Below are 21583 nucleotides of genomic sequence, written 5' to 3' on the forward strand. Positions count from 1 at the left end.
CACTCAAAGCGCAGCGATCAGCCCGTGATCATCGGCAGGTCGAGGCCCTGCTCCTTGGCGCAGTCGATGGCGATGTCGTAACCGGCATCGGCGTGGCGCATCACGCCGGTCCCCGGGTCGTTGGTCAGCACCCGAGCGATACGCTCGGCGGCTTCATCGGTGCCATCGCAGACGATGACCATGCCCGAGTGCTGGGAGAAGCCCATGCCTACGCCACCGCCGTGGTGCAGCGATACCCAGGTGGCGCCGCCTGCGGTGTTGAGCAGGGCGTTGAGCAGCGGCCAGTCGGAGACGGCATCGGAGCCATCGCGCATGGCTTCGGTTTCGCGGTTGGGGCTGGACACCGAGCCGGAGTCCAGGTGGTCACGGCCGATGACCACGGGTGCCGACAGCTCGCCGCTGCGGACCATTTCGTTGAAGGCCAGGCCCAGCTTGGCGCGCAGGCCCAGGCCAACCCAGCAGATACGTGCCGGCAGGCCCTGGAAGCTGATGCGCTCGCGAGCCATGTCCAGCCAGCGGTGCAGGTGGGCGTCGTCCGGGATCAGTTCCTTGACCTTGGCGTCGGTCTTGTAGATGTCTTCAGCGTCGCCGGACAGCGCCGCCCAGCGGAACGGGCCGATGCCACGGCAGAACAGCGGACGGATGTAGGCCGGGACGAAGCCTGGGAAATCGAAGGCGTTGGCTACGCCCTCTTCCTTGGCCATCTGGCGGATGTTGTTGCCATAGTCGAAGGTCGGGATGCCTTGCTTCTGGAAGTCGAGCATGGCCTGTACGTGCACGGCCATCGACTGTTTGGCGGCCTTGACCACAGCAGCCGGCTCGGTCTGCGCGCGGTCGCGGTACTGCTCCCAGGTCCAGCCGGCAGGCAGGTAGCCGTTCAGTGGATCGTGGGCGCTGGTCTGGTCGGTGACCATGTCCGGGCGCACGCCACGCTTGACCAGCTCTGGCAGGATTTCGGCGGCGTTGCCGTGCAGGGCGATGGAGATTGCCTTGCCTTCGGCGGTGTACCTGGCGATGCGGGCCAGGGCGTCGTCGAGGTCAGTTGCCTGCTCGTCGACATAGCGGGTTTCCAGGCGGAAGTCGATGCGGCTCTGCTGGCATTCGATGTTCAGCGAGCAGGCACCGGCCAGGGTTGCGGCCAATGGCTGGGCACCGCCCATGCCGCCGAGGCCGGCGGTCAGCACCCACTTGCCTTTCAGGCTGCCGCCGTAGTGCTGGCGACCAGCTTCGACGAAGGTTTCGTAGGTGCCCTGGACGATGCCCTGGCTGCCGATGTAGATCCAGCTGCCGGCGGTCATCTGGCCGTACATGGCCAGGCCCTTGGCGTCCAGTTCGTTGAAGTGCTCCCAGTTGGCCCAGTGCGGTACCAGGTTGGAGTTGGCGATCAGTACACGCGGCGCGTTGCTGTGGGTCTTGAACACGCCGACCGGCTTGCCCGACTGCACCAGCAGGGTTTCGTCGTCTTCCAGGCGGGTCAGGGTCTCGACGATCTTGTCGTAGCAGGCCCAGTTGCGCGCGGCGCGGCCAATGCCGCCATACACCACCAGCTCTTTCGGGTTTTCCGCGACCTGGGGGTCGAGGTTGTTCATCAGCATGCGCAGTGGCGCTTCGGTCAGCCAGCTCTTGGCGGTCAGCTTGTTGCCACGGGGGGCACGGATTTCAACGTCACGGTATTTGTTGTTGTCGGTCACGGGAAGGTCCTCGGCGGTTGTCCGCGGGCAGATGTGTCGTGGTCACTATACAAACACATCTTTACTTGTATGTACAAGCATGGACAACCAAAATTGTCGGACGATTCCGCTAAACGGCCGAAAAAGCCGGAGCCGCTGCGCAGCCCTTTCGCGACACAAGGCCGCTCCCACAGGTACAGCGCCAGCCTGAGCCATCGCGCTGTACCTGTGGGAGCGGCCTTGTGTCGCGAAAGGGTCGCGAAGCGGCCCCAGCTATTTCAATTTCGAATGAGCTCGATCAGGCAAAACCGCCCCTGCACATCCAGCCCCAGCAACCCGTCATTGCCATCCAGCCGCAAGCAGTCGTAAAGCCCCAACTGGTGCGTCTCTCCTGCCATCGCCACTTCAACCTGGTTGCTCGCAGCAAACAGCAACACCGTCGACGCCGAGCTGAACAACCGGCTGGTGCCGTCGAACCACTGCAAGCGCGCCCGATAGCGCTGCGGCGCATAGATCAGGTTGAAGTCGCGGATCGCCCCACCGAGCAATTTGCAGCTGACCTGGCTCTCACCACTGAAGGCGAACGCATCGAACGGCAGCAACGGCCGACTGGCCTGGCCGTCGACCAGCAGGCGCATGCCGTCACCCTGCAGCACGGTGATGATCCGCTGGTAGCCGGCGAACACGGAAAACCCGCCCGACTCCTCGATATCGGCGATCGACAGGCGCCAGCCGAAGCCATCGAGCCCCTCGCCGTTGTCGCGAGTGATCTCTTCGGTGAAACCGCCACCGTTCTTCCACGGCATGCGCGGGTAATCCTGCGCACGCAGCAACTGCAACTGGGTCATTTACTGAAACGTCCTTCAAGGCGGTGACGGGAACCGGGGTGGATCAGCCGCGCTGCAGTCACGGGCTGACGACCCGACCAAGTGCGACGACGGATCAGCAGGCAGGGCTCGCCGCGCTCGATCTGCAACAGGCGACACTCTTCGGGTTCGGCGAGAATCGCCTCGACCACGTGCTCGCCCTCGGTCAGCGGCGCCACCTGGGACAGGTAGGCATACGGCGTCTGCCGGGTGAAGTCCTGCTTGAGGTAGTCGGGGGCGATGGCGGCGTTGACGTAACGGTCCTCGATCTGCACCGGCACGCCATTCTCGTAATGCACGATCAACGAGTGGAACACCCGCTGCCCTTCGCGCATGTCCAGGACCAGGGCGCGTTCGGAACCGGCGGCCTCTTCGGCCAGCTTGATCACCTGGCAGCTATGCTGGTGGCCACGGCCGGCGATCTCGTCGGCGATGTTGTTGACTTCGAACAGCGCCGAGCGGGTCTTGGGCTCGGCGACGAAGGTGCCTACGCCCTGCATCCGCACCAGCAGGCCTTCAGCGGTGAGTTCACGCAAGGCGCGGTTGATGGTCATGCGGCTGAAGCCCAGCTCGCTGACCAGTTCGCTCTCTGAAGGTACCCGGTGATGCGGCGGCCAGCTGCCGTTTTCGATCTGCTGGATGATCATCTGCTTGACCCGGGCATACAGCGGCGCCGGGCCCTCGCCCATCTGGGCAACCAGCGCGGAGACAGGAGGTGTCGGCACGGCGTTGAGTCCTTAGGCAATGGAATGAGCGGTAGCTTGCCGCAGTTTACCCGGCAGGCAAACGCCTGTATATGTATATACAAGTCAAACAATAACAGGATTTTCTCCGATGTCCGCCTATTTTGCCGAACGCGCCCTGCTGCCTACGGGTTGGGCCAGTAACGTCCGCCTCGAAGTGTCCAGTGACGGCCTGCTCAGCCGCATCGAAGCCGACGCTTCGGGCGAAGGCGCCGAACGCCTGGCCGGGCCGTTGCTGCCCGGCATGCCCAACCTGCACTCGCATGCGTTCCAAAGGGCCATGGCGGGGCTGGCGGAAGTCGCGGGCAACCCCAACGACAGCTTCTGGACCTGGCGCGAGCTGATGTATCGCCTGGTCGGCAAGATCACCCCGGAGCAGCTGCAGGTCATTGCCCGCCAGTTGTACATCGAGATGCTCAAGGCCGGCTACACCTCGGTGGCCGAGTTCCACTACGTGCACCATGACCAGGCGGGCAAAGCCTACGCCGACCCGGCCGAGCTGTCCCGACGCATCAGTGCAGCTGCGGCCAGCAGCGGCATCGGCCTGACCTTGCTACCCGTGCTTTACAGCCATGCCGGTTTTGGCGGCCAGGCGCCGAACGAAGGGCAGCGGCGCTTCATCAACTCCACCGAACAGTACCTGCAGCTGCAGGCGCAACTGGCGCCAATATTGGCAGCGCAACCTGCGCAGCAGCTGGGCCTGTGCTTCCACTCGCTGCGCGCGGTCACGCCCGGCCAGATCGCCGAGGTACTGGCTGCCGGCAACCCGCAGTGCCCGATTCATATCCACATCGCCGAACAGCAGAAGGAAGTCGACGACTGCCTGGCCTGGAGCGGGTTGCGGCCGCTGCAATGGCTGTATGAACACGTCGACGTGGACCGCCGCTGGTGCCTGGTGCACGCCACCCACGCCGAGGCCGACGAAGTCACGGCCATGGCACGCAGTGGCGCGGTGGCCGGGCTGTGCCTGACCACCGAAGCCAACCTGGGCGATGGCATTTTCCCGGCCGTGGAGTTCCTCGCCCAGGGCGGGCGCATGGGCATCGGTTCGGACAGCCATGTGTCGCTGAGCGTGGTCGAAGAGCTGCGTTGGCTGGAATACGGCCAACGTCTGCGGGATCAGCGGCGCAACCGGCTATACCGTGGCGACCAGCCGATGGTCGGGCGCACGCTGTATGACGCAGCACTGGTCGGCGGCGCGCAGGCGCTGGGGCAGCCGATTGGCGAACTGGCGGTCGGCAAGCGCGCCGACTGGCTGGTGCTGGATGGGCAAGACCCGTACATCGCCATGGCCGAGGGCGACGGGATTCTCAACCGCTGGCTGTTCGCGGGCGGCGACCGTCAGGTGCGCGATGTGATGGTCAATGGTCAGTGGGTGGTGCGTCAGGGGCAACATGCCCATGAAGAGGAAAGCCGGCAGGCGTTTGCCGCAGTACTGCGAACGCTACTGGGTTGAATGCAGAGGGGGCCGCAACAGCGGCCCCCTTCATCTCAATGCATCTGCACGATCTGCTTGTCCGGGGTACGCCAGATCAAGCGGCTGGTGTCATAGCCCTGCTGGCGGGCCTTGGACATCAGGCTCTCGCGCTCCCACACCGGCAAGGTCGGCGTGCGCGACAGGATCCACAGGTACTTGCGGTCCGGGCTGCCGACGATCGCGGTACGGTAGCGGTCGTCCACGTACAGGATCCAGTACTCGCCCTTGGCCACGCCTGGGACCAGGCGGGTGAACCAGTTGTCGAACTCCACCCACAGCCTGTCGGTATGCCCCGGCTCCTGGATGTAGGCGTGCCCCTCGGCACGCAGCCACTCATCGCCCATCGTGCGGCAGCGGTTGAGCACACCGTAGGAGCCATCGGGCTTGAGGTTGTAATGCGCTTCGGACTGCGCACAATCGGCCTGGTACTTCATCGGCAGGCGCGCCAGTTCATACCATTTGCCCTGATAGCGCTTGAGGTCGACATCACCCGCCGTCTTCGGCGCCAGCGGATCGTGGGCGGAAGTGGCACAACCACCCAGCAGCATCACCAGGCACAGCCCCAGCAGAACGTGCAAACGCCTCATTTGAGGCCCTGCCCGGAGTAGATCAGTACCTTGTCGGCCGCGTATTGCACGCTGATGAAGCTCTTCTCGTCCCCCCAGGTACAGCTGCTCATGCCCAGTGCGCCAGAGCACTCGGTGGGCGTGCCGAGCAGTTGCTCGACCTCGGCCTTGTTCATACCGGCCTTGAGCTTGGAATAGTTTTCCTGATTGATCTTGCTGCACGCGGTCAGGACGACGCACAAGGACAACAGGGCGAGGGAACGCAACGACATGAAGGGACACTCCTGGGAAATAGACACAGGCGAGTGGCCTGCAGTGACCTTCGACGGGAAAATCCCTCCCTGGTTCCCTGCCACCACCGCTTTCGTCGTACACCGTTGGTCGGCTGGCCCTGCGCAAACGATTAATGTTTCAGCCCACCGCGACGACACAGCGAGCACGCTGTGGCGCATTGCCACAGTCCCCTCCTACGCCTTGCCTTGTGCAGACCAGAAAAATGACCAAGAACCTCAAGTTCAGCCACAAGATCCTGCTGGCCGCCGCCCTCGTGGTGGCAGTTGCCTTCACCTGTTTCGTGCTGTTCAACGACTACCGACAACGCCAGTCCCTGCGCAGCGACACGCAGACCACGCTGCAGGACCTGGGCAGCCTCACCGCCGGCAACATCCGCAACTGGCTCGACAGCCGGATCCAGCTGCTCGACTCGCTGGCCCAGCAAGTTGCGGTCGATGGGCCGGGCAAAGCCAGCCTGGACCGCAGCCTGGCCTTGCCGGTCTACGGCAAGAACTTCCAGCTCACCTATTTCGGCGGCCAGGACGGCAGCATGCAGTCGGTACCGGTGGGCAACCGCGCCGCCGACTACGACCCGCGGGTGCGGGGCTGGTACAAGGCGGCCCTTGCCAGCGGCCAGACCATCGTCACCGAGCCGTACATCTCGGCCTCGGCCGGCAAGCTGGTGATCACCCTGGCCACCCCGGTGCAGCAAGCCGGCAGGCTGATCGGCGTCAGCGGCGCCGACACCGACCTGCAGACCATCAGCAACCTGATCAACGCCCTGAACTTCGACGGCCAGGGCCATGCGTTCATCGTCAATGGCGAAGGCAAGATCCTCATCCACCCGAAAGCCGACCTGGCCCTGAAAACCCTGGCCGATGTCTACCCGCAGGACACGCCGCGAATCGGCAGCGGCCTCAAGGAAGTCGAAGTCGACGGCCACAAGCAGTTCATCAGCTTCACCCACGTCGATGGCGTGCCGTCGGCAGACTGGTACGTGGCCCTGGTGCTCGACCAGGAGGCAGCGTTCGCCATGCTGGGTGAGCTGCGCACCTCGGCCATCATTGCCACCTTGATCGCGGTGGTGGCGATCATCGCCCTGCTCGGCCTGCTGATCCGCGTGCTGATGGCGCCATTGCACCTGATGGGCCGCGCCATGCACGACATCGCCGAAGGCGAAGGCGACCTGACCCGGCGCCTGACCATCCACGCCCAGGATGAATTCGGCAGCCTTGGCCAATCGTTCAACCGCTTCGTCGAACGTATTCACGAGTCGATCCGCGAAGTGGCCTCGGCCACCGGCCAGGTCAACGCCGTGGCGGCCCAGGTGGTGAGCGCTTCGAATGCCTCGATCAACAACGCCGACCAGCAGTCCAGCCGCACCAACAGCGTGGCGGCAGCCATCAATCAGCTGGGCGCCGCCGCCCAGGAAATCGCCCAGAACGCCGCGCTGGCCTCGCAACACTCCAGCGAAGCGCGTGGCCTGGCCGAGGATGGCCAGCAGGTGGTCGGGCGCACCATCGATGTGATGAACCAATTGTCGGCACGGATCAGCGACTCGTGTGGCAACATCGAGACGCTCAATGCCCACACCGCCAACATCGGCCAGATCCTCGATGTGATCAGCGGTATTTCCCAGCAGACCAACCTGCTGGCGCTCAATGCCGCGATCGAAGCGGCCCGAGCCGGCGAAGCCGGGCGTGGTTTTGCCGTGGTTGCCGATGAAGTTCGCAACCTCGCGCACCGTACCCAGGAGTCGGCACAACAGGTTCAGCGCCTGATCGAAGAGCTGCAGGCCGGCGCGCAAGTGGCGGTCAGTACCATGAACCAGAGCCGCGCGCACAGCGACCACAGCGTGGGCATTGCCAACCAGGCCGGCGAGCGGCTGGGCAGCGTGACCCAGCGCATTGGCGAAATCGATGGCATGAACCAGTCGGTGGCCACCGCCACCGAAGAGCAGACGGCCGTGGTCGAGTCGATCAATGTCGACATCAACGAGATCAATACGTTGAACCATGAAGGGGTACAGAACCTGCAGAGCACCTTGCGTGCCTGCACCGACCTTGAGCATCAGGTCGAGCGGTTGAAGCATCTGGTGGGCAGTTTCAGGATCTGAAAATGTTGGGGCTGCAAAGCAGCCCCACTGGCACTAGAACCTGGACCCAGGCTCCAGCAAAAAATCCATCTCTTCGCTGGTGCTCGGTCGCCCCAGCACCAGGTTGCGGTGCGGGAAGCGGCCGAAACGGGCAATCACCCGCTGGTGCTGTTCGGCATAGTCGAGGAAGCCTTCGAACAGGCGGCGGTGACCTTCCGGCTGCTCTTCCAGCAGCACCTGGTAGCGCTCGACGCACAGGTTTTGCCAGTCCAGCACCTCGGCATGCTCCAGCACCAGCAGCACGAATACCCGCTGGATCGGCAGCAACTGGTAATCCCAGTTCTTCTGCAGCCCCTGCATGGCCACTACCTGGGCACGCCGGTCGCCTTCGAAGGCGCGCGGCGTGTCGCGGTAGAGCATGCGTGGCAGCTGATCCAGCAGGATCAGCAGGCCAAGCCAGCCCTGCGGGCTCTGCTGCCACTCGTCGAGCCCACCCGCCAGGGCCTGCTCGACCAGCTCGCCAAACAGCGCCTGGGCTTCGGCATCGTGATGCTTGCCGAACCACAGCGTGCTCTTCTCGTCAGCCACGGCCTGGGGACTGGTGCCCCAACCGAACCACCACTCCAGCAACGGCTGCCAAGGTGCGAGCATGACTTACTCCTTGTGGTAGGCGGTGACGCGCTCGACCTCTTCCTTCGAGCCGAGGATCACCGACACGCGCTGGTGCAGGCTCTCCGGCTTGATGTCGAGGATGCGATCGTAACCGTTGGTGGAGGCGCCGCCGGCCTGCTCGATGATGAACGACATCGGGTTGGCTTCGTACATCAGGCGCAGCTTGCCCGGCTTGCTCGGCTCACGGGCATCGCGCGGGTACATGAACAGACCGCCACGGGTCAGGATACGGTGCACGTCGGCCACCATCGAGGCGATCCAGCGCATGTTGTAGTTCTTCTTCAGCGGGCCGGTCTCGCCAGCCAGCAGTTCACCTACGTAGCGCTGCACCGGGGCTTCCCAGTGACGCTGGTTGGACATGTTGATGGCGAACTCGGCGGTGCTTTCCGGCACGCGGATGTTCTCGTGGGTCAGGACGAAGCTGCCCAGTTCGCGGTCCAGGGTGAAGCCCTTGACGCCATTGCCCAGGGTCAGGATCAGCATGGTCTGCGGGCCATAGATGGCATAACCGGCGGCGACCTGCTGGGTGCCTGGCTGCAGGAAGGCGTTCTCGTTCAGGGTTTCGTTCTGGCTCAGGTACTCGTTAGGGCAACGCAGTACCGAGAAGATGGTGCCGACCGACACGTTGACGTCGATGTTGGACGAACCGTCCAGCGGGTCGAAGACCAGCAGGTAGGCGCCTTTCGGGTACTTGCCCGGGATCTGGTAGGCGTTGTCCATTTCCTCGGACGCCATGCCCGCCAGGTGGCCGCCCCACTCGTTGGCTTCGAGCAGGATATCGTTGGAGATCACGTCCAGTTTCTTCTGGACTTCGCCCTGCACGTTTTCCGTGCCCATGCTGCCCAGCACGCCGCCGAGGGCGCCCTTGGACACGTGATGGCTGATTTCCTTGCACGCACGCGCCACCACTTCGATCAGGAAGCGCAGATCGGCAGGGGTATTGTTGCTGCGGGTCTGCTCAATCAGATAGCGACTCAGGGTAACGCGGGACATGTATGGCTCCGAAAGGATAGGGGGTGAAAAACCCCCGCAGTTTACAGGGAGAGTTGCAGCCTAGCGAGCAAAGAGACTCGACTTGCGCCGTTGAGTTCAGCGAGTGCCCGGTCAATGGTCGGTTGCCCCGCACACACTCGGCCAACTACGCGGAATCTGTGGGAGCGGCCTTGCGTCGCGAAAGGGCCGCGTAGCGGCCCCGGGATTTCAGCTGAATTGCATGGATCGAGGGGCTGCTACGCAGCCCTTTCGCGACGCAAGGCCGCTCCCACAATGACGGCGCGCGCCTCATCAATCCAAGGCCTTCCAGATCTCGGTGGCATATTCGCGGATGGTCCGGTCCGAGGAGAACCAGCCCATCCGCGCCGTGTTCAGCACCGCCATGCGCCACCATTCCTGAGGTGTATGCCACAGCTCCTCGACCCGCCGCTGGGCATCCCAGTAGGCATCGAAGTCGGCGCACACCAGGAAGCGGTCATAGGCCACCAACCCGTCGATCAGCCCGGCATAGCGCGAGGGGTCATCCGGCGAGAACACCCCGCTGCGAATCGCCTGCAGCACATCGTTCAGGCGACTGGACGCGGCAATCGCCGCATTCGCACCGAAGTCCCCCGCCTTGCGCCGCGCCTCCACCTGCTGCGCGGTCAGGCCGAAGATGAACATGTTGTCCGCCCCCACCTGCTCGCACATCTCGACGTTGGCACCGTCGAGCGTACCGATGGTCAATGCGCCGTTGAGGCCGAACTTCATGTTGCTGGTGCCGGACGCTTCGTAGCCGGCGGTGGAGATCTGCTCCGAGAGATCCGCCGCCGGGATGATGCTTTCGGCCAGGCTGACGTTGTAGTTGGGCAGGAACACCACCTTGAGCAGGCCGCGCACGGTCGGGTCGTTGTTCACCACCCGGGCGATGTCGTTGGCCAGCTTGATGATCAGCTTGGCCTGGTGGTAACTGGCCGCCGCCTTGCCGGCGAAAATCTTCACCCGCGGTACCCAGTGAGTAGCGGGGTCGTTGCGCATGGCCTGGTACAGCGCCACGGTGTGCAGCAGGTTGAGCAACTGGCGCTTGTATTCGTGGATGCGCTTGACCTGAACATCGAACAGCGCCTCCGGGTTGACCGTGACGCCGACGCGATCCTGGATGATGCTGGCCAGGGCACGCTTGCTGTGCAGTCGCTGGGCGGCGAACTGTTTGCGGAAGCCCGCCTTGTCGGCGAATGGCACCAGCCCGGCCAGGCGGCCCTCGGGGTCGTCCTTGAGCTCCGGCCCGAGCGCCTCGACCAGCATCTCGGTCAACTGCGGGTTGGACTGGTACAGCCAGCGGCGGAAGGTGATGCCATTGGTCTTGTTGTTGATCCGCTGCGGGTAGAGCTTGTGCAGATCGGCGAACACCGTGCTCTTCATCAGTTTGCTGTGCAACGCCGATACGCCGTTGACGCTGTGTGAGCCGAGAAATGCCAGGTTGCCCATACGCACCCGACGGCCGTTGTCCTCTTCGATCAGCGAGACTGCGCGCAGCACGTCGAAATCGTGCAGGCCTTTGGCGCGCAGGCTATCGATATGGTAGGCATTGATCAGGTAGATGATCTGCATATGCCGGGGCAGCATGCGCTCCACCAACGCCACTGGCCAGGTTTCCAGGGCTTCAGGCAACAGCGTGTGGTTGGTGTAGGCAAGGGTGCCGACCGTCAGCTCCCAAGCGGTATCCCAGGGAATTTCGTGCTGGTCGACCAGCAGGCGCATCAGCTCGGCCACGGCGATCGACGGGTGAGTGTCATTGAGCTGGATGGCTGCCGCATCCGGCAGGTTGAGCAGGTTGTCATGCATGTTGAGGTGGCGACGCAGCAGGTCCTGCAGCGAGGCCGACACGAAGAAGTACTCCTGGCGCAGGCGCAGCTCCTGGCCGGCCTCGGTGCTATCGGCCGGGTACAACACCCGCGATATGCTCTCGGCCCGCGCGACTTCGGCGACCGCGCCGAGGTGGTCACCGGCATTGAAGCGCTCCAGGTGCAGCTCTTCCAGCGCCCGCGCCCGCCACAGGCGCAGGGTGTTGACACTGGCTCCGCGCCAGCCGACCACGGGCGTGTCGTAGGCCACGGCCCGCACCGTCTCGCCCGGCCACCACACCTGGCGTTGCTGGCCATGGGTATCGTGCACCGTTTCGACACTACCGCCGAAACTGATCGGGTAAATCACCTCGGCGCGCTCGAACTCCCAGGGGTTACCGAAGTCCAGCCAGTTCTCGGTCTGCTCCTGCTGCCAGCCATCGACCAGCGCCTGGCGGAACAGCCCGTGTTCGTAGCGAATGCCGTAGCCATGGGCGGCGATACCCAGGGTCGACATGCTCTCCATGAAGCAGGCCGCCAGGCGGCCGAGGCCGCCATTGCCCAGCGCGGCATCCGGCTCGAGCAGGCGAATGCGCTCCAGGTCAACGTTCAGGCCTTCGAGCGCATCGCGGGCGATGTCCAGCAAGCCGAGGTTGCTCAGGCTGTCGTAGAGCAGGCGGCCGATGAGAAATTCCAGGGAAAGGTAGTAGACCCGCTTCTGGCTACGTCGGTAGGCCCGGCGAGTGTGGTCCATCCAGTGGTCGACCATGTGATCGCGCGCGGCCAGGGCGATGGCTTCGAACCAGTCATGGTCGAAGGCATGCTCTGGGTCCTTGCCGACCGCGTAGGTCAGCTTATCCAGTACAGCAGCGCGAAATTCCGCGACTTCGGCGTCACGAGCTTCAGGTTCCTGGGACATGGGGCATCCTCGGGCAAGTTGACGAAAGCGGAGGCAGATTGATCAGCCTAGACGCTTCGACCAAGAGCGACAGCCAGTGTTCGTGGTTTTCATGAACCTTTGCGCATTCGCTCAAAAGGTTGTTCAAAAATTGAGCAATTCCGGTATGATCGCGCCCCCGAGACCGTGATACACCCTCATAACGATGAAAACGACCCTGATCGCCGCAGCCGAAGTCGACCGCCTGGAGACCTGGCAGCGCTATACCAGCAACATGTGCCATGGCTGCCATTCGACCTGTTGCACCCTGCCGGTGGAGGTGAAGATCAAGGATCTGATCCGCATTGGCGTGGTGGATGAGTTCGAGAAAGACGAACCGCCGAAGAACGTGGCCAAGCGTTTGCAGAAGGAAGGCATCATCGAGCGCTTCAACCAGAAGTCGGGGATCTTCACCCTGACCCGGATGAGCAACGATGACTGCATGTACCTGGATCGCAAGAGCCGGCTGTGCACCATCTATGACAAGCGGCCGGATACCTGCCGTAACCACCCGAAGGTCGGGCCGCGGCCGGGGTATTGTGCTTACAAGCCGAAGGTGGTTGGGCGTTGACGGTCTCGCCAGGACTCAATAGACTTTCACCTGTCTCGATGTACACGGAGCTTCCGTCAGGAAGTGTCTAGACGCCGCCACCTGGTTCCGGCCGTGCCGGTTGATGGGATTACTCCCTAAGGGCATCCGCGATACGACCCCCTTCATTGGGGGTTTCGTATTTTTACAGACTGCTATCGCCTTACAGGCCGCCGAATCGGCTCATTTCTCAGTTTCTTCAGTATCAGCAACCAGCCTTTGATCTTTTCGTGCCGCTTCAGCGCAGTAGGCCTATTGGAAGGATGGCCAGGGTCACGCACATAAGCGCTTTCCACATGGAGCTTCAGGCTACGGGGCGAGTCTCGACGCAAGTTGAAATACACCTCATATCGGCTGCCCTCCGGATACCCGAACTGATTACCCTCGATGGTCAACCAGTTGCTATGCCCAGTAAACAGGCATTGCCGGTCAGGCAAAGAAGCAATAATGGAAGGCAACTGAACTGACAGCTTGTGACGGTTAGGGCAGAAGGCACGGCGAATTCCCCGATGATCGATCAGCAAGTGATCGTGCCCCATATGATCGAAGTCCAGTTCGGTCCCTTGCTTTGGGCCATAGCTGACGCAATGACCTGAATACTCGACCGCCAGCGCTACTTCCTCCATCCCGTGGCCCGGGATCTTCAACTGATGTGAGAGTGGGCGCAAATGGAGCAGACTCCACGTACTGCCTGCGACCTCAATGTGGCCACGAGCCAAGTGCTCCTTCCACCCCTTGCCCTTCATTTTCTGCCTCAATCAATTGCCAGCAGGCAGCGTACTGAGGCAATTGGCTATTGCCAAAGACAGCTTGGTAAGTAATTGAGTACAAAGAAATATGTTGTAACCGACACAGGAAATATCAGTCTTCTAGGCTGCCCAAAATCTAAGCTATACACCGCCCTGCCAAGGCAACTAAAAACTTTCCCTCTATGCACCAAGAAACTTTCCCACTCTAGATGCAGATAATTCCTACAGGTAGTAGCTGGCGACTTCAGTCCTAGCGAAATACCCTACAAACCCTGTCGACTCGCGTCTGATTGTTACTGGAAACCTGTCCCCCTAGGCTGTCCATGTCGCTGAATGGTTCAGCGATCGGGTGTGGAAACCCGGCAATTCATGAGATCTGCGACTGTCGTCATGGCGGTTGTACGCGGAAGGCCGCAAGGCCTGCCGGGGTTCTCATGCCTGGTTTTCCACTCCGTGTACAACCGCCACCCTTTCGTGTGGAAACGAACGGGTGAGGTCAATGACATGAGAGCCAGCCATGAAAAAGATCGTCCCCGACCCACCCCACCACTTCGACCTCCCAGACGGCACGACCCTCACCCACGCCATCTGCGAAAACCTCGTCCCTCTCGACCACGTCGTGGTCAACATCACCCACTACCTGATGATCGCCTACAACCACAGCCACCGCGCCCTCGATGGCATAGAGGATGACCGCACGCGGGAGACGCTGGTGAATGGCTTGCGGGCCATGCAGTTGGCCTGGGGGCAGGCGGATGCCTTGTCGCTCGCCTTGGAGCGTGCCGGCAGCACCCATTGATGTTCGCCTTTTCGCGGGCGCGCCAGCTCCCACAGGTACGGCGCCGGCCGTGGGCATCGCACATCCCCTGTGGGAGCGGGTTCACCCGCGAACACCGGCAGGGCCGGTGCCATCCACATCAAACATTCAGGGAGAGAAACAGATGACCGAGAACAACCACACCACCCCCGGCAAAACCTGCTTCTACCAAGGCGAAGAGCACAAACAACCCCTGTTCAAGGTCTGCGCAGGCATCCCCTGCCAGGACGCCCGCGACCAAGCCTCCGAGCTGCTGGGCTGCGTGCGCGACCTGACCCTGACCGCCGTCATGGACAACGACCCGCAACTGATCTGGGCCGCGCACTACCTCAGTGCATTGGCCAAAGCCCTGCTGGACGATGCCGAACTGGGCATGCCGCACTGAGCCAGCGGCTCACGCACTGTCCCCCGGGAAGCTGTGGCTAGCACCACCGTGATCCGTCAGCGGATGCTCAGGGTATGTCCGCAGGAACACTCCGGCACGCCCCGCCAAGGTCTGCCGGCGGATGATCCGGGAAGGTTTGCGGCCAGACACTGACCGGGCTGGTAGCGATGAAACCGTCAGCGAAGGTGGCCTCTATGAACTGCGCCTGCCAACCCGCGCTGGGTGCAGTTCGCTGCACGGTAAGCCGCCGCTTCGGCTTGATCGTCCGGGACTCGTAGCGCACCCCACAGGCATAGCGGAAGTCCCGATCCCGACTGTTGATGGCCGTCCACACTTTGACGGTCGATGGCCGCTCGGAAAATCTGACCTGCATCGTTCCTGCGCGCTCATCGGCGAACAGCTGCACCTTCGGCAGCGCCTTGCCCATACGCAGGCGCTTCACCACAGGCACCAACGTACTGACCACCGCCTCACGCACTCCGGCATGGTCCGAATTCGGCAATACCCTCAGGCTGGTCTGCCCCGGCAGGCGCTGCTGGTAATCGGTAACCGGGTCGGGGGCGAAGAAATCATCGCCACTGGCGGATACCAGGTACTTGGGGATCGCCAGGCGCTGGCCAGGCTCATCGAGGTACTGCATCGGATCGATCATGGCTGCCAGGCGCGCAAATCCAGGACTGTCCAGCTGCTTCAAGACCCCCGCCTGCTGATAAGGCAGCAACGCCAGGGGCCAGTGGCCACCGTAGCGCTGACGCAAGCCGGCCAGCATGGCGGCGGTATCCTCCACCTCGATCACGTTGGGAACGATGGCCATCACCCGGTCATCGGCCAGCGCCGTCAACCATGCCCCCCAACCACGCTTGGAGCCGCCCGTGATGATGAACCGGTCGACCTTGTGCCCGATCTTTTTCAACTGATCCTGCGCAAGGTCCATCGCACGGCTCGCCGCAGCGGCCATCGGCACCTGCAAGGGCAGCTCAGGCGCGGCAGCCTGGTCATTCAGCGCATGCGCCCAGGTATGGGCGACAGCTTCATCTTCACGCAGGGGTTTCTGGACGTCACTGAAGGTCAGCGCCTGATTGGGCACATCGCTGACCATCACCACCGCGATGCCTGCCTTCAGGGCCACCTCACGCAATATCTCGCGGGTATAGCTCGGGGGCTGCGCCGCACCAAAGCGCACGCCATTGTTCACCACCAGCAACGCCTTGCCGGGCGCGGCATGGCGGGGCACGTGCAACTCGACATCGTGCTTCCATTCACGCGGCTGCACGACCGGGGCCGGCGCCCATTGCTGGGAGGTCATGTGAAACGCCAGGAAGCGATAGTCAGGCGATGACGTCTGCTCGAACAACTGGGCATCCAGTGGCGTCTGTCGAACATTGCCGATGTGGCACCTGACCACTTCCTGTGGCCGCAGGCCGGCGCAGTCCTGCTGGCCGCTGGCATGGAAACTGGCGAACAGACAGGAGATCGCGAATACCCAGCGAACATTCATGAAGCGCTCTTCCTTGAGAACCAAAGCTCCCCAGCCTAGACACCACTTGGCCAGGCCGCCAGCGGCATAAACAAAAACGCCCCCGGCCTTTCGACCGGGGGCGTTTCATTCAGCCTGAGCTAACTCAGTTCTTGGCTTTCTTGGCAGCGCGGGTACGCTCGCCTTCGTCCAGGATCTTCTTGCGCAGGCGGATCGACTTAGGCGTGACTTCGCACAGCTCGTCGTCCTGGATGAATTCCAGGGCCTGTTCGAGGGTGTGGCGAACTGGCGGAACCAGGGCGATGACTTCGTCTTTGCCCGAAGCACGCATGTTGTCGAGCTTCTTGCCTTTGGTCGGGTTCACGCCCAGGTCGTTGTCACGGCTGTTCAGGCCGATGATCTGACCGTTGTAGATCTCCTGGCCGTGTTCAACGAACAGCTTGCCGCGAGCCTGCAGGGTTTCCAGTGAGTAGGTCAGTGCCTTGCCAGTCTCGACCGAAACCAGAACGCCGTTCAGACGGCCGGACATCTGGCCCGACTTCATGGTGTCGTAGCGATCGAAAATCGAGGTCAGGATGCCTGCACCGTTGGTCAGGGTCAGGAACTGGTTACGGAAACCGATCAGACCACGGGCTGGAATGTTGTACTCCAGGCGAACACGGCCCTTGCCATCCGGCACCATGTTGGTCAGGTCGCCCTTACGCAGACCCATCTCTTCCATGACCTTGCCCTGGGATTCTTCAGGGATGTCGATGGTGACGTTCTCGAACGGCTCCTGCTTGACGCCGTCGACTTCGCGGATGATCACTTCAGGACGGCCCACGGCCATCTCGAAGCCTTCACGGCGCATGGTTTCGATCAGCACGGACAGGTGCAGCTCACCACGGCCCGATACCTTGAACTTGTCAGGGGAATCGGTTTCCTGAACGCGCAGAGCAACGTTGTACAGCAGCTCCTTGTCCAGACGGTCCTTGATGTTACGGCTGGTGACGAACTTGCCTTCCTTGCCGCAGAACGGCGAGTCGTTGACCTGGAAGGTCATCGAAACGGTCGGCTCGTCAACGGTCAGCGGCTTCATCGTTTCTACCGCATCCGGGGCGCACAGGGTGTCGGAGATGAACAGCTCGTCGAAACCGCTGATGCAGACGATGTCGCCAGCCTGGGCTTCTTCGACGTCGACGCGGTGCAGGCCGTGGTGGCCCATCAGCTTGAGGATACGGCCGTTACGCTTCTTGCCGTTGGTGTCGATGGCGACGACCGGGGTGTTCGGCTTGATGCGGCCACGGGCGATACGGCCAACACCGATAACGCCGAGGAAGCTGTTGTAGTCCAGTGCCGAGATCTGCATCTGGAACGGGCCGTCACGGTCAACGGAAGGCGCCGGTACGTTGTCGACGATCGACTGGTACAGGGCGGTCATGTCTTCGCCCATGGCGGTGTGGTCCAGGCCGGCGATACCGTTCAGGGCCGAGGCGTAGACGACTTTGAAGTCCAGCTGTTCGTCGGTGGCACCGAGGTTGTCGAACAGGTCGAAGATCTGGTCCAGAACCCAGTCAGGACGCGCGCCTGGACGGTCGACCTTGTTGATCACGACGATCGGCTTCAGGCCGGCTTCGAAGGCCTTCTTGGTCACGAAGCGGGTTTGCGGCATCGGGCCGTCCTGGGCGTCGACCAGCAGCAGCACGGAGTCGACCATCGACATCACACGCTCAACCTCGCCACCGAAGTCGGCGTGGCCGGGGGTGTCGACGATGTTGATGTGGTAGCCGTTCCAGTTGATGGCGGTGTTTTTTGCCAGAATGGTAATACCGCGCTCTTTTTCCTGGTCGTTGGAGTCCATGACGCGCTCGTCGTTGAGCTCGTTACGCTCCAGGGTGCCGGACTGACGCAGGAGTTTGTCGACCAGGGTGGTTTTACCATGGTCAACGTGGGCGATGATGGCGATGTTACGCAGATTTTCGATCACAACTGTATCTCGATCAGAGGATTCGGTTGCCGCCAGTTTAGGCGGCGAATATGTACGGTTTGCGGCTCAGCGGGCCCGAGGGTCGGGAGGGCGATGGCGGATACTGCCGCCATACAGCCCTGGCGTCTTATGTCGGACGATAAACACGCACATTGGCATGTCCCTCACTGAGCAGGTGGTGTGCGTGCAAACGGCTCATCACACCTTTGTCGCAATACAGCAGGTACTGGCGCGTTGGGTCCAGGTGCTTGAACTTGCTGTTGATCGCGTAGAACGGCATGGCCTGGATTTCGATACCTTCCAGTGCCAGAGGTTCGTCTTCCTGGGCATCGGGGTGGCGAATGTCGATGACGATCTGGCCAGGCAGCGCCTCGGCCACTTCCTCGACCTCGATGTCTTTGCCCAGCTCATCGATTACGTGGTCGATGGAAATGAACTTGGCACGCTCCAGGGCACGCTCCAGCACGGCCATGTCGAACTGCTTTTCTTCGTGCTCCATGCGGTGGCGCTTGGCATGGGTGGTCGGGTTCACCGAGATCACGCCGCAGTATTCCGGCATGTGCTTGGCGAAGTCGGCGGTGCCGATTTCGGTGGCCTGGTCGATGATGTCCTGCTTGTGGCTGGCCAGCAATGGACGCAGCACCAGCTTTTCGGTGGCCGAGTCGATGATCGACAGGTTCGGCAGGGTCTGGCTGGAGACCTGGGAAATCGCTTCGCCGGTGACCAGGGCATCGATCTGCAGGCGGTCGGCCATGTGCGCGGCGCCACGCAGCATCATGCGCTTGAGCGTCACACCCATGTAGCTGTTGTCGACCTTGTTGAGGATCTCGCCGACCACTTCTTCGAAGGGCACGCTGATGAACAGCACGCGCTGGCTGCTGCCGTACTTCTTCCACAGGTAGTGGGCGACTTCCATCACGCCCAGCTCGTGGGCACGGCCGCCGAGGTTGAAGAAGCAGAAGTGGGTCATCAGGCCACGGCGCATCATCTGGTAGGCCGCCACGGTGGAGTCGAAACCACCGGACATCAGCACCAGGGTCTGCTCCAGCGCGCCCAGCGGGTAGCCGCCGATGCCGTTGTGCTGGTTGTGGATCACATACAGGCGCTGATCGCGAATCTCGATGCGCACCACGACTTCAGGCGTCTTCAGGTCGATGCCGGCTGCGCCGCACTGCTGGCGCAGCTGGCTGCCGACGTAGCGGTCGACGTCCATCGAAGTGAAGTCGTGATGACCGCCGCGCTTGCAGCGCACCGAGAAGCGCTTGCCGGCCAGCAGGTGGCCGAAGTGGTGCTTGCACTTGGCGACGATATCGTCGAAGTCACCCAGCGGGTATTCCTCGACCTGCAGGAAGTGGGTGATGCCTGGCGTGCAGGTGAGGCGCTCGATCATCTCGCGCTGGACCTTCTCGTCCTCGACGCGGGTGACCACTTCGAGATTGTCCCAGACACCATCGACCGCGAGCTCTGGATCAAGGTCCTTGAGCACGTTGCGGATGTTCTTGCCGAGCTGGCGGATGAAGCGCTTGCGCACCGGCCGGCTCTTGATGGTGATTTCTGGGAAGACTTTGACGATAAGTTTCATTGGGTTAACAGCGCGCGCAAGGCCTGCCGAAAATGAGGGGCGCGAATTATAGCGGAAATTGCTCAGGATTTGACCAACTTTTGATCAGAAGCTTTGAGATAAATGCAGGAGCCGGGTTTTGTGCCGCCTGTTCCGGCCCTTTCGCGGGTAAACCCGCTCCCACAGGTATCGCGCCTGTGCAATACCTGTGGGAGCGGGTTTACCCGCGAAGAGGCCCTCAAAAAAAGCACACCCTCAAAGCCGTGCACACATTTGGTGCTCTACACTCGATTCTTGCCTCGTAAGGGTGCACTTTTAGCCGTTGCCAGCCCGCCAAATGCCCGCAAACGCCCCTTTTTATCCCGCCCTCGCCATTTTCGGGCACTGGCATGCAATTTGCTCCCTTGTGAGGCAGGTAAGCTTGGCCGACTATCCGCGCCCGGCAACACCCTTTTTCCAGAGCAGCGGCCCACCGCGCTCTAGACCCTCCGGAGGACAACATGTCGAAGTCGGTTCAACTCATCAAAGATCATGACGTCAAGTGGATTGATCTGCGTTTCACGGACACCAAAGGCACTCAGCATCACGTGACCATGCCGGCGCGTGATGGCCTGGACGAAGACTTCTTCGAAGTCGGCAAGATGTTCGACGGTTCCTCCATTGCTGGCTGGAAAGGCATCGAAGCTTCCGACATGATCCTGATGCCGGTCGACGAGACCGCTGTTCTGGACCCGTTCACCGAAGAGCCGACCCTGATCATCACCTGTGACATCGTCGACCCGTCGAGCATGCAGGGCTACGATCGCGACCCACGTGCGATCGCCAAGCGCGCCGAAGAGTACCTGAAGAGCACCGGCATCGGTGACACCGTATTTGCTGGCCCAGAGCCAGAATTCTTCATCTTCGACGAAGTGAAGTTCCAGTCGGACATCTCCGGTTCGATGTTCAAGATCTTCTCCGAGCAAGGCTCGTGGATGACTGGCGCTGACGTGGAAGGCGGCAACAAAGGCCACCGTCCAGGCGTGAAAGGCGGCTACTTCCCGGTTCCGCCGTTCGACCACGACCACGAAATCCGTACCGCCATGTGCAACGCTCTGGAAGAAATGGGCCAGACCGTTGAAGTTCACCACCACGAAGTGGCGACTGCCGGTCAGAACGAAATCGGCGTCAAGTTCAACACTCTGGTGAAGAAAGCCGACGAAGTTCAGGCCCTGAAATATGTCGTGCACAACGTTGCCGACGCTTACGGCCGTACCGCCACCTTCATGCCGAAGCCACTGTACGGCGACAACGGCTCGGGCATGCACGTGCACATGTCGATCTGGAAAGACGGCAAGAACACCTTCGCCGGCGAAGGCTATGCCGGCCTGTCCGACACCGCCCTGTACTTCATCGGCGGTATCATCAAGCACGGTAAGGCCCTGAACGGCTTCACCAACCCGTCGACCAACTCGTACAAGCGTCTGGTCCCAGGCTTCGAAGCCCCGGTAATGCTGGCCTACTCGGCTCGCAACCGTTCCGCCTCGATCCGTATTCCTTACGTCGGCAGCCCGAAAGCCCGTCGTATCGAAGCCCGCTTCCCGGACCCATCGGCCAACCCGTACCTGGCCTTCGCGGCCCTGCTGATGGCTGGCCTGGACGGTATCCAGAACAAGATCCACCCTGGCGACGCTGCCGACAAGAACCTGTACGACCTGCCGCCAGAAGAAGCCAAGGACATCCCGCAGGTTTGCGGCAGCCTGAAAGAAGCCCTGGAAGAGCTGGACAAAGGCCGTGCGTTCCTGACCAAGGGCGGCGTGTTCTCCGACGACTTCATCGATGCCTTCATCGAGCTGAAGAGCGAAGAAGAAATCAAGGTCCGCACCTTCGTACACCCGCTGGAATACGAGCTGTACTACAGCTGCTGATCTGATCGGCGCCTGAC

The 21583-nt window shown here is 62.1% G+C and carries 18 protein-coding genes and 1 pseudogene; 7 read left to right on the forward strand and 12 right to left on the reverse strand.

From position 1 onward, the window contains the following. Positions 1–17 precede the first annotated feature (17 nt). The 3 genes from hutU to hutC form a co-directional block, all read right to left on the reverse strand. Positions 18–1691 (reverse strand): urocanate hydratase, encoded by a 1674-nt coding sequence (gene hutU / locus L6D64_RS11150; protein ID WP_054884271.1) that lies wholly within the window; start codon positions 1689–1691, stop codon positions 18–20. A 257-nt stretch (positions 1692–1948) separates the two neighbouring features. Next, entirely contained in the window at positions 1949–2518 is a 570-nt protein-coding gene (locus tag L6D64_RS11155) for a HutD/Ves family protein (RefSeq protein WP_176508148.1), read from the reverse strand. Beyond that, complete coding sequence (hutC, locus tag L6D64_RS11160) at positions 2515–3225, reverse strand: histidine utilization repressor (protein WP_176508220.1); 711 nt, start codon at positions 3223–3225, stop codon at positions 2515–2517. The genes L6D64_RS11155 and hutC overlap by 4 nt, the downstream gene beginning before the upstream one ends. 145 nt (positions 3226–3370) lie before the next feature. Here hutC and L6D64_RS11165 point away from each other — a divergent pair, with 145 nt between their 5' ends. Continuing rightward, entirely contained in the window at positions 3371–4735 is a 1365-nt protein-coding gene (locus L6D64_RS11165; RefSeq protein ID WP_176508147.1) for a formimidoylglutamate deiminase, read from the forward strand. 35 nt (positions 4736–4770) lie between these two features. Here L6D64_RS11165 and L6D64_RS11170 read toward each other — a convergent pair whose 3' ends face one another. Then, the gene (locus L6D64_RS11170; RefSeq protein WP_176508146.1) at positions 4771–5343 is read right to left on the reverse strand and encodes a lipocalin family protein; all 573 of its coding nucleotides are present in this window, start codon (positions 5341–5343) and stop codon (positions 4771–4773) included. Further along, the gene (gene bamE / locus L6D64_RS11175) at positions 5340–5594 is read right to left on the reverse strand and encodes an outer membrane protein assembly factor BamE domain-containing protein (RefSeq protein WP_027921036.1); all 255 of its coding nucleotides are present in this window, start codon (positions 5592–5594) and stop codon (positions 5340–5342) included. Before bamE ends, L6D64_RS11170 begins: the two co-directional genes overlap by 4 nt. A 224-nt stretch (positions 5595–5818) precedes the next feature. Between bamE and L6D64_RS28505 the strand changes: the two are divergent. Together L6D64_RS28505 and L6D64_RS28510 are read left to right on the forward strand one after the other, a co-directional pair. Beyond that, positions 5819–6856: pseudogene (locus tag L6D64_RS28505) on the forward strand (HAMP domain-containing protein); the annotation flags it as partial. Between the two features lie 129 nt (positions 6857–6985). Next, on the forward strand, positions 6986–7711 hold the full coding sequence (locus L6D64_RS28510) for a methyl-accepting chemotaxis protein (RefSeq protein WP_373874236.1): 726 nt from the start codon (positions 6986–6988) through the stop codon (positions 7709–7711). A 33-nt stretch (positions 7712–7744) separates the two neighbouring features. Here the strand turns inward: L6D64_RS28510 and L6D64_RS11185 are convergent, their stop codons facing one another. The 3 genes from L6D64_RS11185 to L6D64_RS11195 all read right to left on the reverse strand — a co-directional run bounded on the left by L6D64_RS11185 (position 7745) and on the right by L6D64_RS11195 (position 12097). Next, on the reverse strand, positions 7745–8341 hold the full coding sequence (locus tag L6D64_RS11185) for a DUF924 family protein (RefSeq protein WP_176508144.1): 597 nt from the start codon (positions 8339–8341) through the stop codon (positions 7745–7747). A 3-nt stretch (positions 8342–8344) separates the two neighbouring features. Continuing rightward, the gene (locus L6D64_RS11190; protein ID WP_016712457.1) at positions 8345–9355 is read right to left on the reverse strand and encodes a class 1 fructose-bisphosphatase; all 1011 of its coding nucleotides are present in this window, start codon (positions 9353–9355) and stop codon (positions 8345–8347) included. A 291-nt stretch (positions 9356–9646) separates the two neighbouring features. After that, positions 9647–12097, reverse strand: coding sequence for a glycogen/starch/alpha-glucan phosphorylase (locus L6D64_RS11195; RefSeq protein ID WP_054884264.1), 2451 nt, complete (start codon positions 12095–12097; stop codon positions 9647–9649). Positions 12098–12281: 184 nt separating this feature from the next. Between L6D64_RS11195 and L6D64_RS11200 the strand changes: the two genes are divergently transcribed. Next, positions 12282–12686: a YkgJ family cysteine cluster protein gene (locus L6D64_RS11200; RefSeq protein WP_003249225.1), complete on the forward strand. Its 405-nt coding sequence runs from the start codon at positions 12282–12284 to the stop codon at positions 12684–12686. 173 nt (positions 12687–12859) lie between these two features. Here the strand turns inward: L6D64_RS11200 and L6D64_RS11205 are convergent, their stop codons facing one another. After that, on the reverse strand, positions 12860–13450 hold the full coding sequence (locus L6D64_RS11205) for a hypothetical protein (protein ID WP_176508143.1): 591 nt from the start codon (positions 13448–13450) through the stop codon (positions 12860–12862). Between the two features lie 520 nt (positions 13451–13970). Here L6D64_RS11205 and L6D64_RS11210 point away from each other — a divergent pair. Both L6D64_RS11210 and L6D64_RS11215 read left to right on the forward strand, forming a co-directional pair. Next, positions 13971–14252: a hypothetical protein gene (locus tag L6D64_RS11210; protein ID WP_152955594.1), complete on the forward strand. Its 282-nt coding sequence runs from the start codon at positions 13971–13973 to the stop codon at positions 14250–14252. A 142-nt stretch (positions 14253–14394) separates the two neighbouring features. Further along, the gene (locus tag L6D64_RS11215; protein WP_176508142.1) at positions 14395–14655 is read left to right on the forward strand and encodes a DUF3077 domain-containing protein; all 261 of its coding nucleotides are present in this window, start codon (positions 14395–14397) and stop codon (positions 14653–14655) included. A gap of 67 nt (positions 14656–14722) precedes the next feature. Here the strand turns inward: L6D64_RS11215 and L6D64_RS11220 are convergent, their stop codons facing one another. The 3 genes from L6D64_RS11220 to thiI all read right to left on the reverse strand — a co-directional run bounded on the left by L6D64_RS11220 (position 14723) and on the right by thiI (position 19680). Next, on the reverse strand, positions 14723–16153 hold the full coding sequence (locus L6D64_RS11220) for a PhoPQ-activated protein PqaA family protein (protein WP_176508141.1): 1431 nt from the start codon (positions 16151–16153) through the stop codon (positions 14723–14725). Between the two features lie 124 nt (positions 16154–16277). Further along, a complete protein-coding gene (gene typA, locus L6D64_RS11225; protein WP_176508140.1) occupies positions 16278–18098 on the reverse strand; it encodes a translational GTPase TypA in 1821 nt (606 codons plus the stop codon). 127 nt (positions 18099–18225) lie between these two features. Continuing rightward, complete coding sequence (gene thiI / locus L6D64_RS11230; RefSeq protein WP_176508139.1) at positions 18226–19680, reverse strand: tRNA uracil 4-sulfurtransferase ThiI; 1455 nt, start codon at positions 19678–19680, stop codon at positions 18226–18228. Positions 19681–20159: 479 nt separating this feature from the next. Here thiI and glnA point away from each other — a divergent pair, with 479 nt between their 5' ends. After that, positions 20160–21566 carry a type I glutamate--ammonia ligase gene (gene glnA, locus L6D64_RS11235; RefSeq protein WP_054884259.1) on the forward strand — a complete coding sequence of 469 codons (1407 nt, stop codon included), beginning with the start codon at positions 20160–20162 and terminating at the stop codon, positions 21564–21566. The last annotated feature ends 17 nt before the right edge of the window (positions 21567–21583 follow it).

Source organism: Pseudomonas urethralis (genome assembly GCF_021602465.1).
Lineage (GTDB): Bacteria > Pseudomonadota > Gammaproteobacteria > Pseudomonadales > Pseudomonadaceae > Aquipseudomonas > Aquipseudomonas vlassakiae.

Coding starts and splice junctions, on each gene's coding strand:
- L6D64_RS11155 (WP_176508148.1), bottom strand. CDS start 2,518: ATGACCCAGTTGCAGTTGCTGCGTGCGCAGGATTACCCGCGCATGCCG.
- hutC (WP_176508220.1), bottom strand. CDS start 3,225: ATGGGCGAGGGCCCGGCGCCGCTGTATGCCCGGGTCAAGCAGATGATC.
- L6D64_RS11165 (WP_176508147.1), top strand. CDS start 3,371: ATGTCCGCCTATTTTGCCGAACGCGCCCTGCTGCCTACGGGTTGGGCC.
- L6D64_RS11170 (WP_176508146.1), bottom strand. CDS start 5,343: ATGAGGCGTTTGCACGTTCTGCTGGGGCTGTGCCTGGTGATGCTGCTG.
- bamE (WP_027921036.1), bottom strand. CDS start 5,594: ATGTCGTTGCGTTCCCTCGCCCTGTTGTCCTTGTGCGTCGTCCTGACC.
- L6D64_RS11185 (WP_176508144.1), bottom strand. CDS start 8,341: ATGCTCGCACCTTGGCAGCCGTTGCTGGAGTGGTGGTTCGGTTGGGGC.
- L6D64_RS11190 (WP_016712457.1), bottom strand. CDS start 9,355: ATGTCCCGCGTTACCCTGAGTCGCTATCTGATTGAGCAGACCCGCAGC.
- L6D64_RS11195 (WP_054884264.1), bottom strand. CDS start 12,097: ATGTCCCAGGAACCTGAAGCTCGTGACGCCGAAGTCGCGGAATTTCGC.
- L6D64_RS11200 (WP_003249225.1), top strand. CDS start 12,282: ATGAAAACGACCCTGATCGCCGCAGCCGAAGTCGACCGCCTGGAGACC.
- L6D64_RS11205 (WP_176508143.1), bottom strand. CDS start 13,450: ATGAAGGGCAAGGGGTGGAAGGAGCACTTGGCTCGTGGCCACATTGAG.
- L6D64_RS11210 (WP_152955594.1), top strand. CDS start 13,971: ATGAAAAAGATCGTCCCCGACCCACCCCACCACTTCGACCTCCCAGAC.
- L6D64_RS11215 (WP_176508142.1), top strand. CDS start 14,395: ATGACCGAGAACAACCACACCACCCCCGGCAAAACCTGCTTCTACCAA.
- L6D64_RS11220 (WP_176508141.1), bottom strand. CDS start 16,153: ATGAATGTTCGCTGGGTATTCGCGATCTCCTGTCTGTTCGCCAGTTTC.
- thiI (WP_176508139.1), bottom strand. CDS start 19,680: ATGAAACTTATCGTCAAAGTCTTCCCAGAAATCACCATCAAGAGCCGG.
- glnA (WP_054884259.1), top strand. CDS start 20,160: ATGTCGAAGTCGGTTCAACTCATCAAAGATCATGACGTCAAGTGGATT.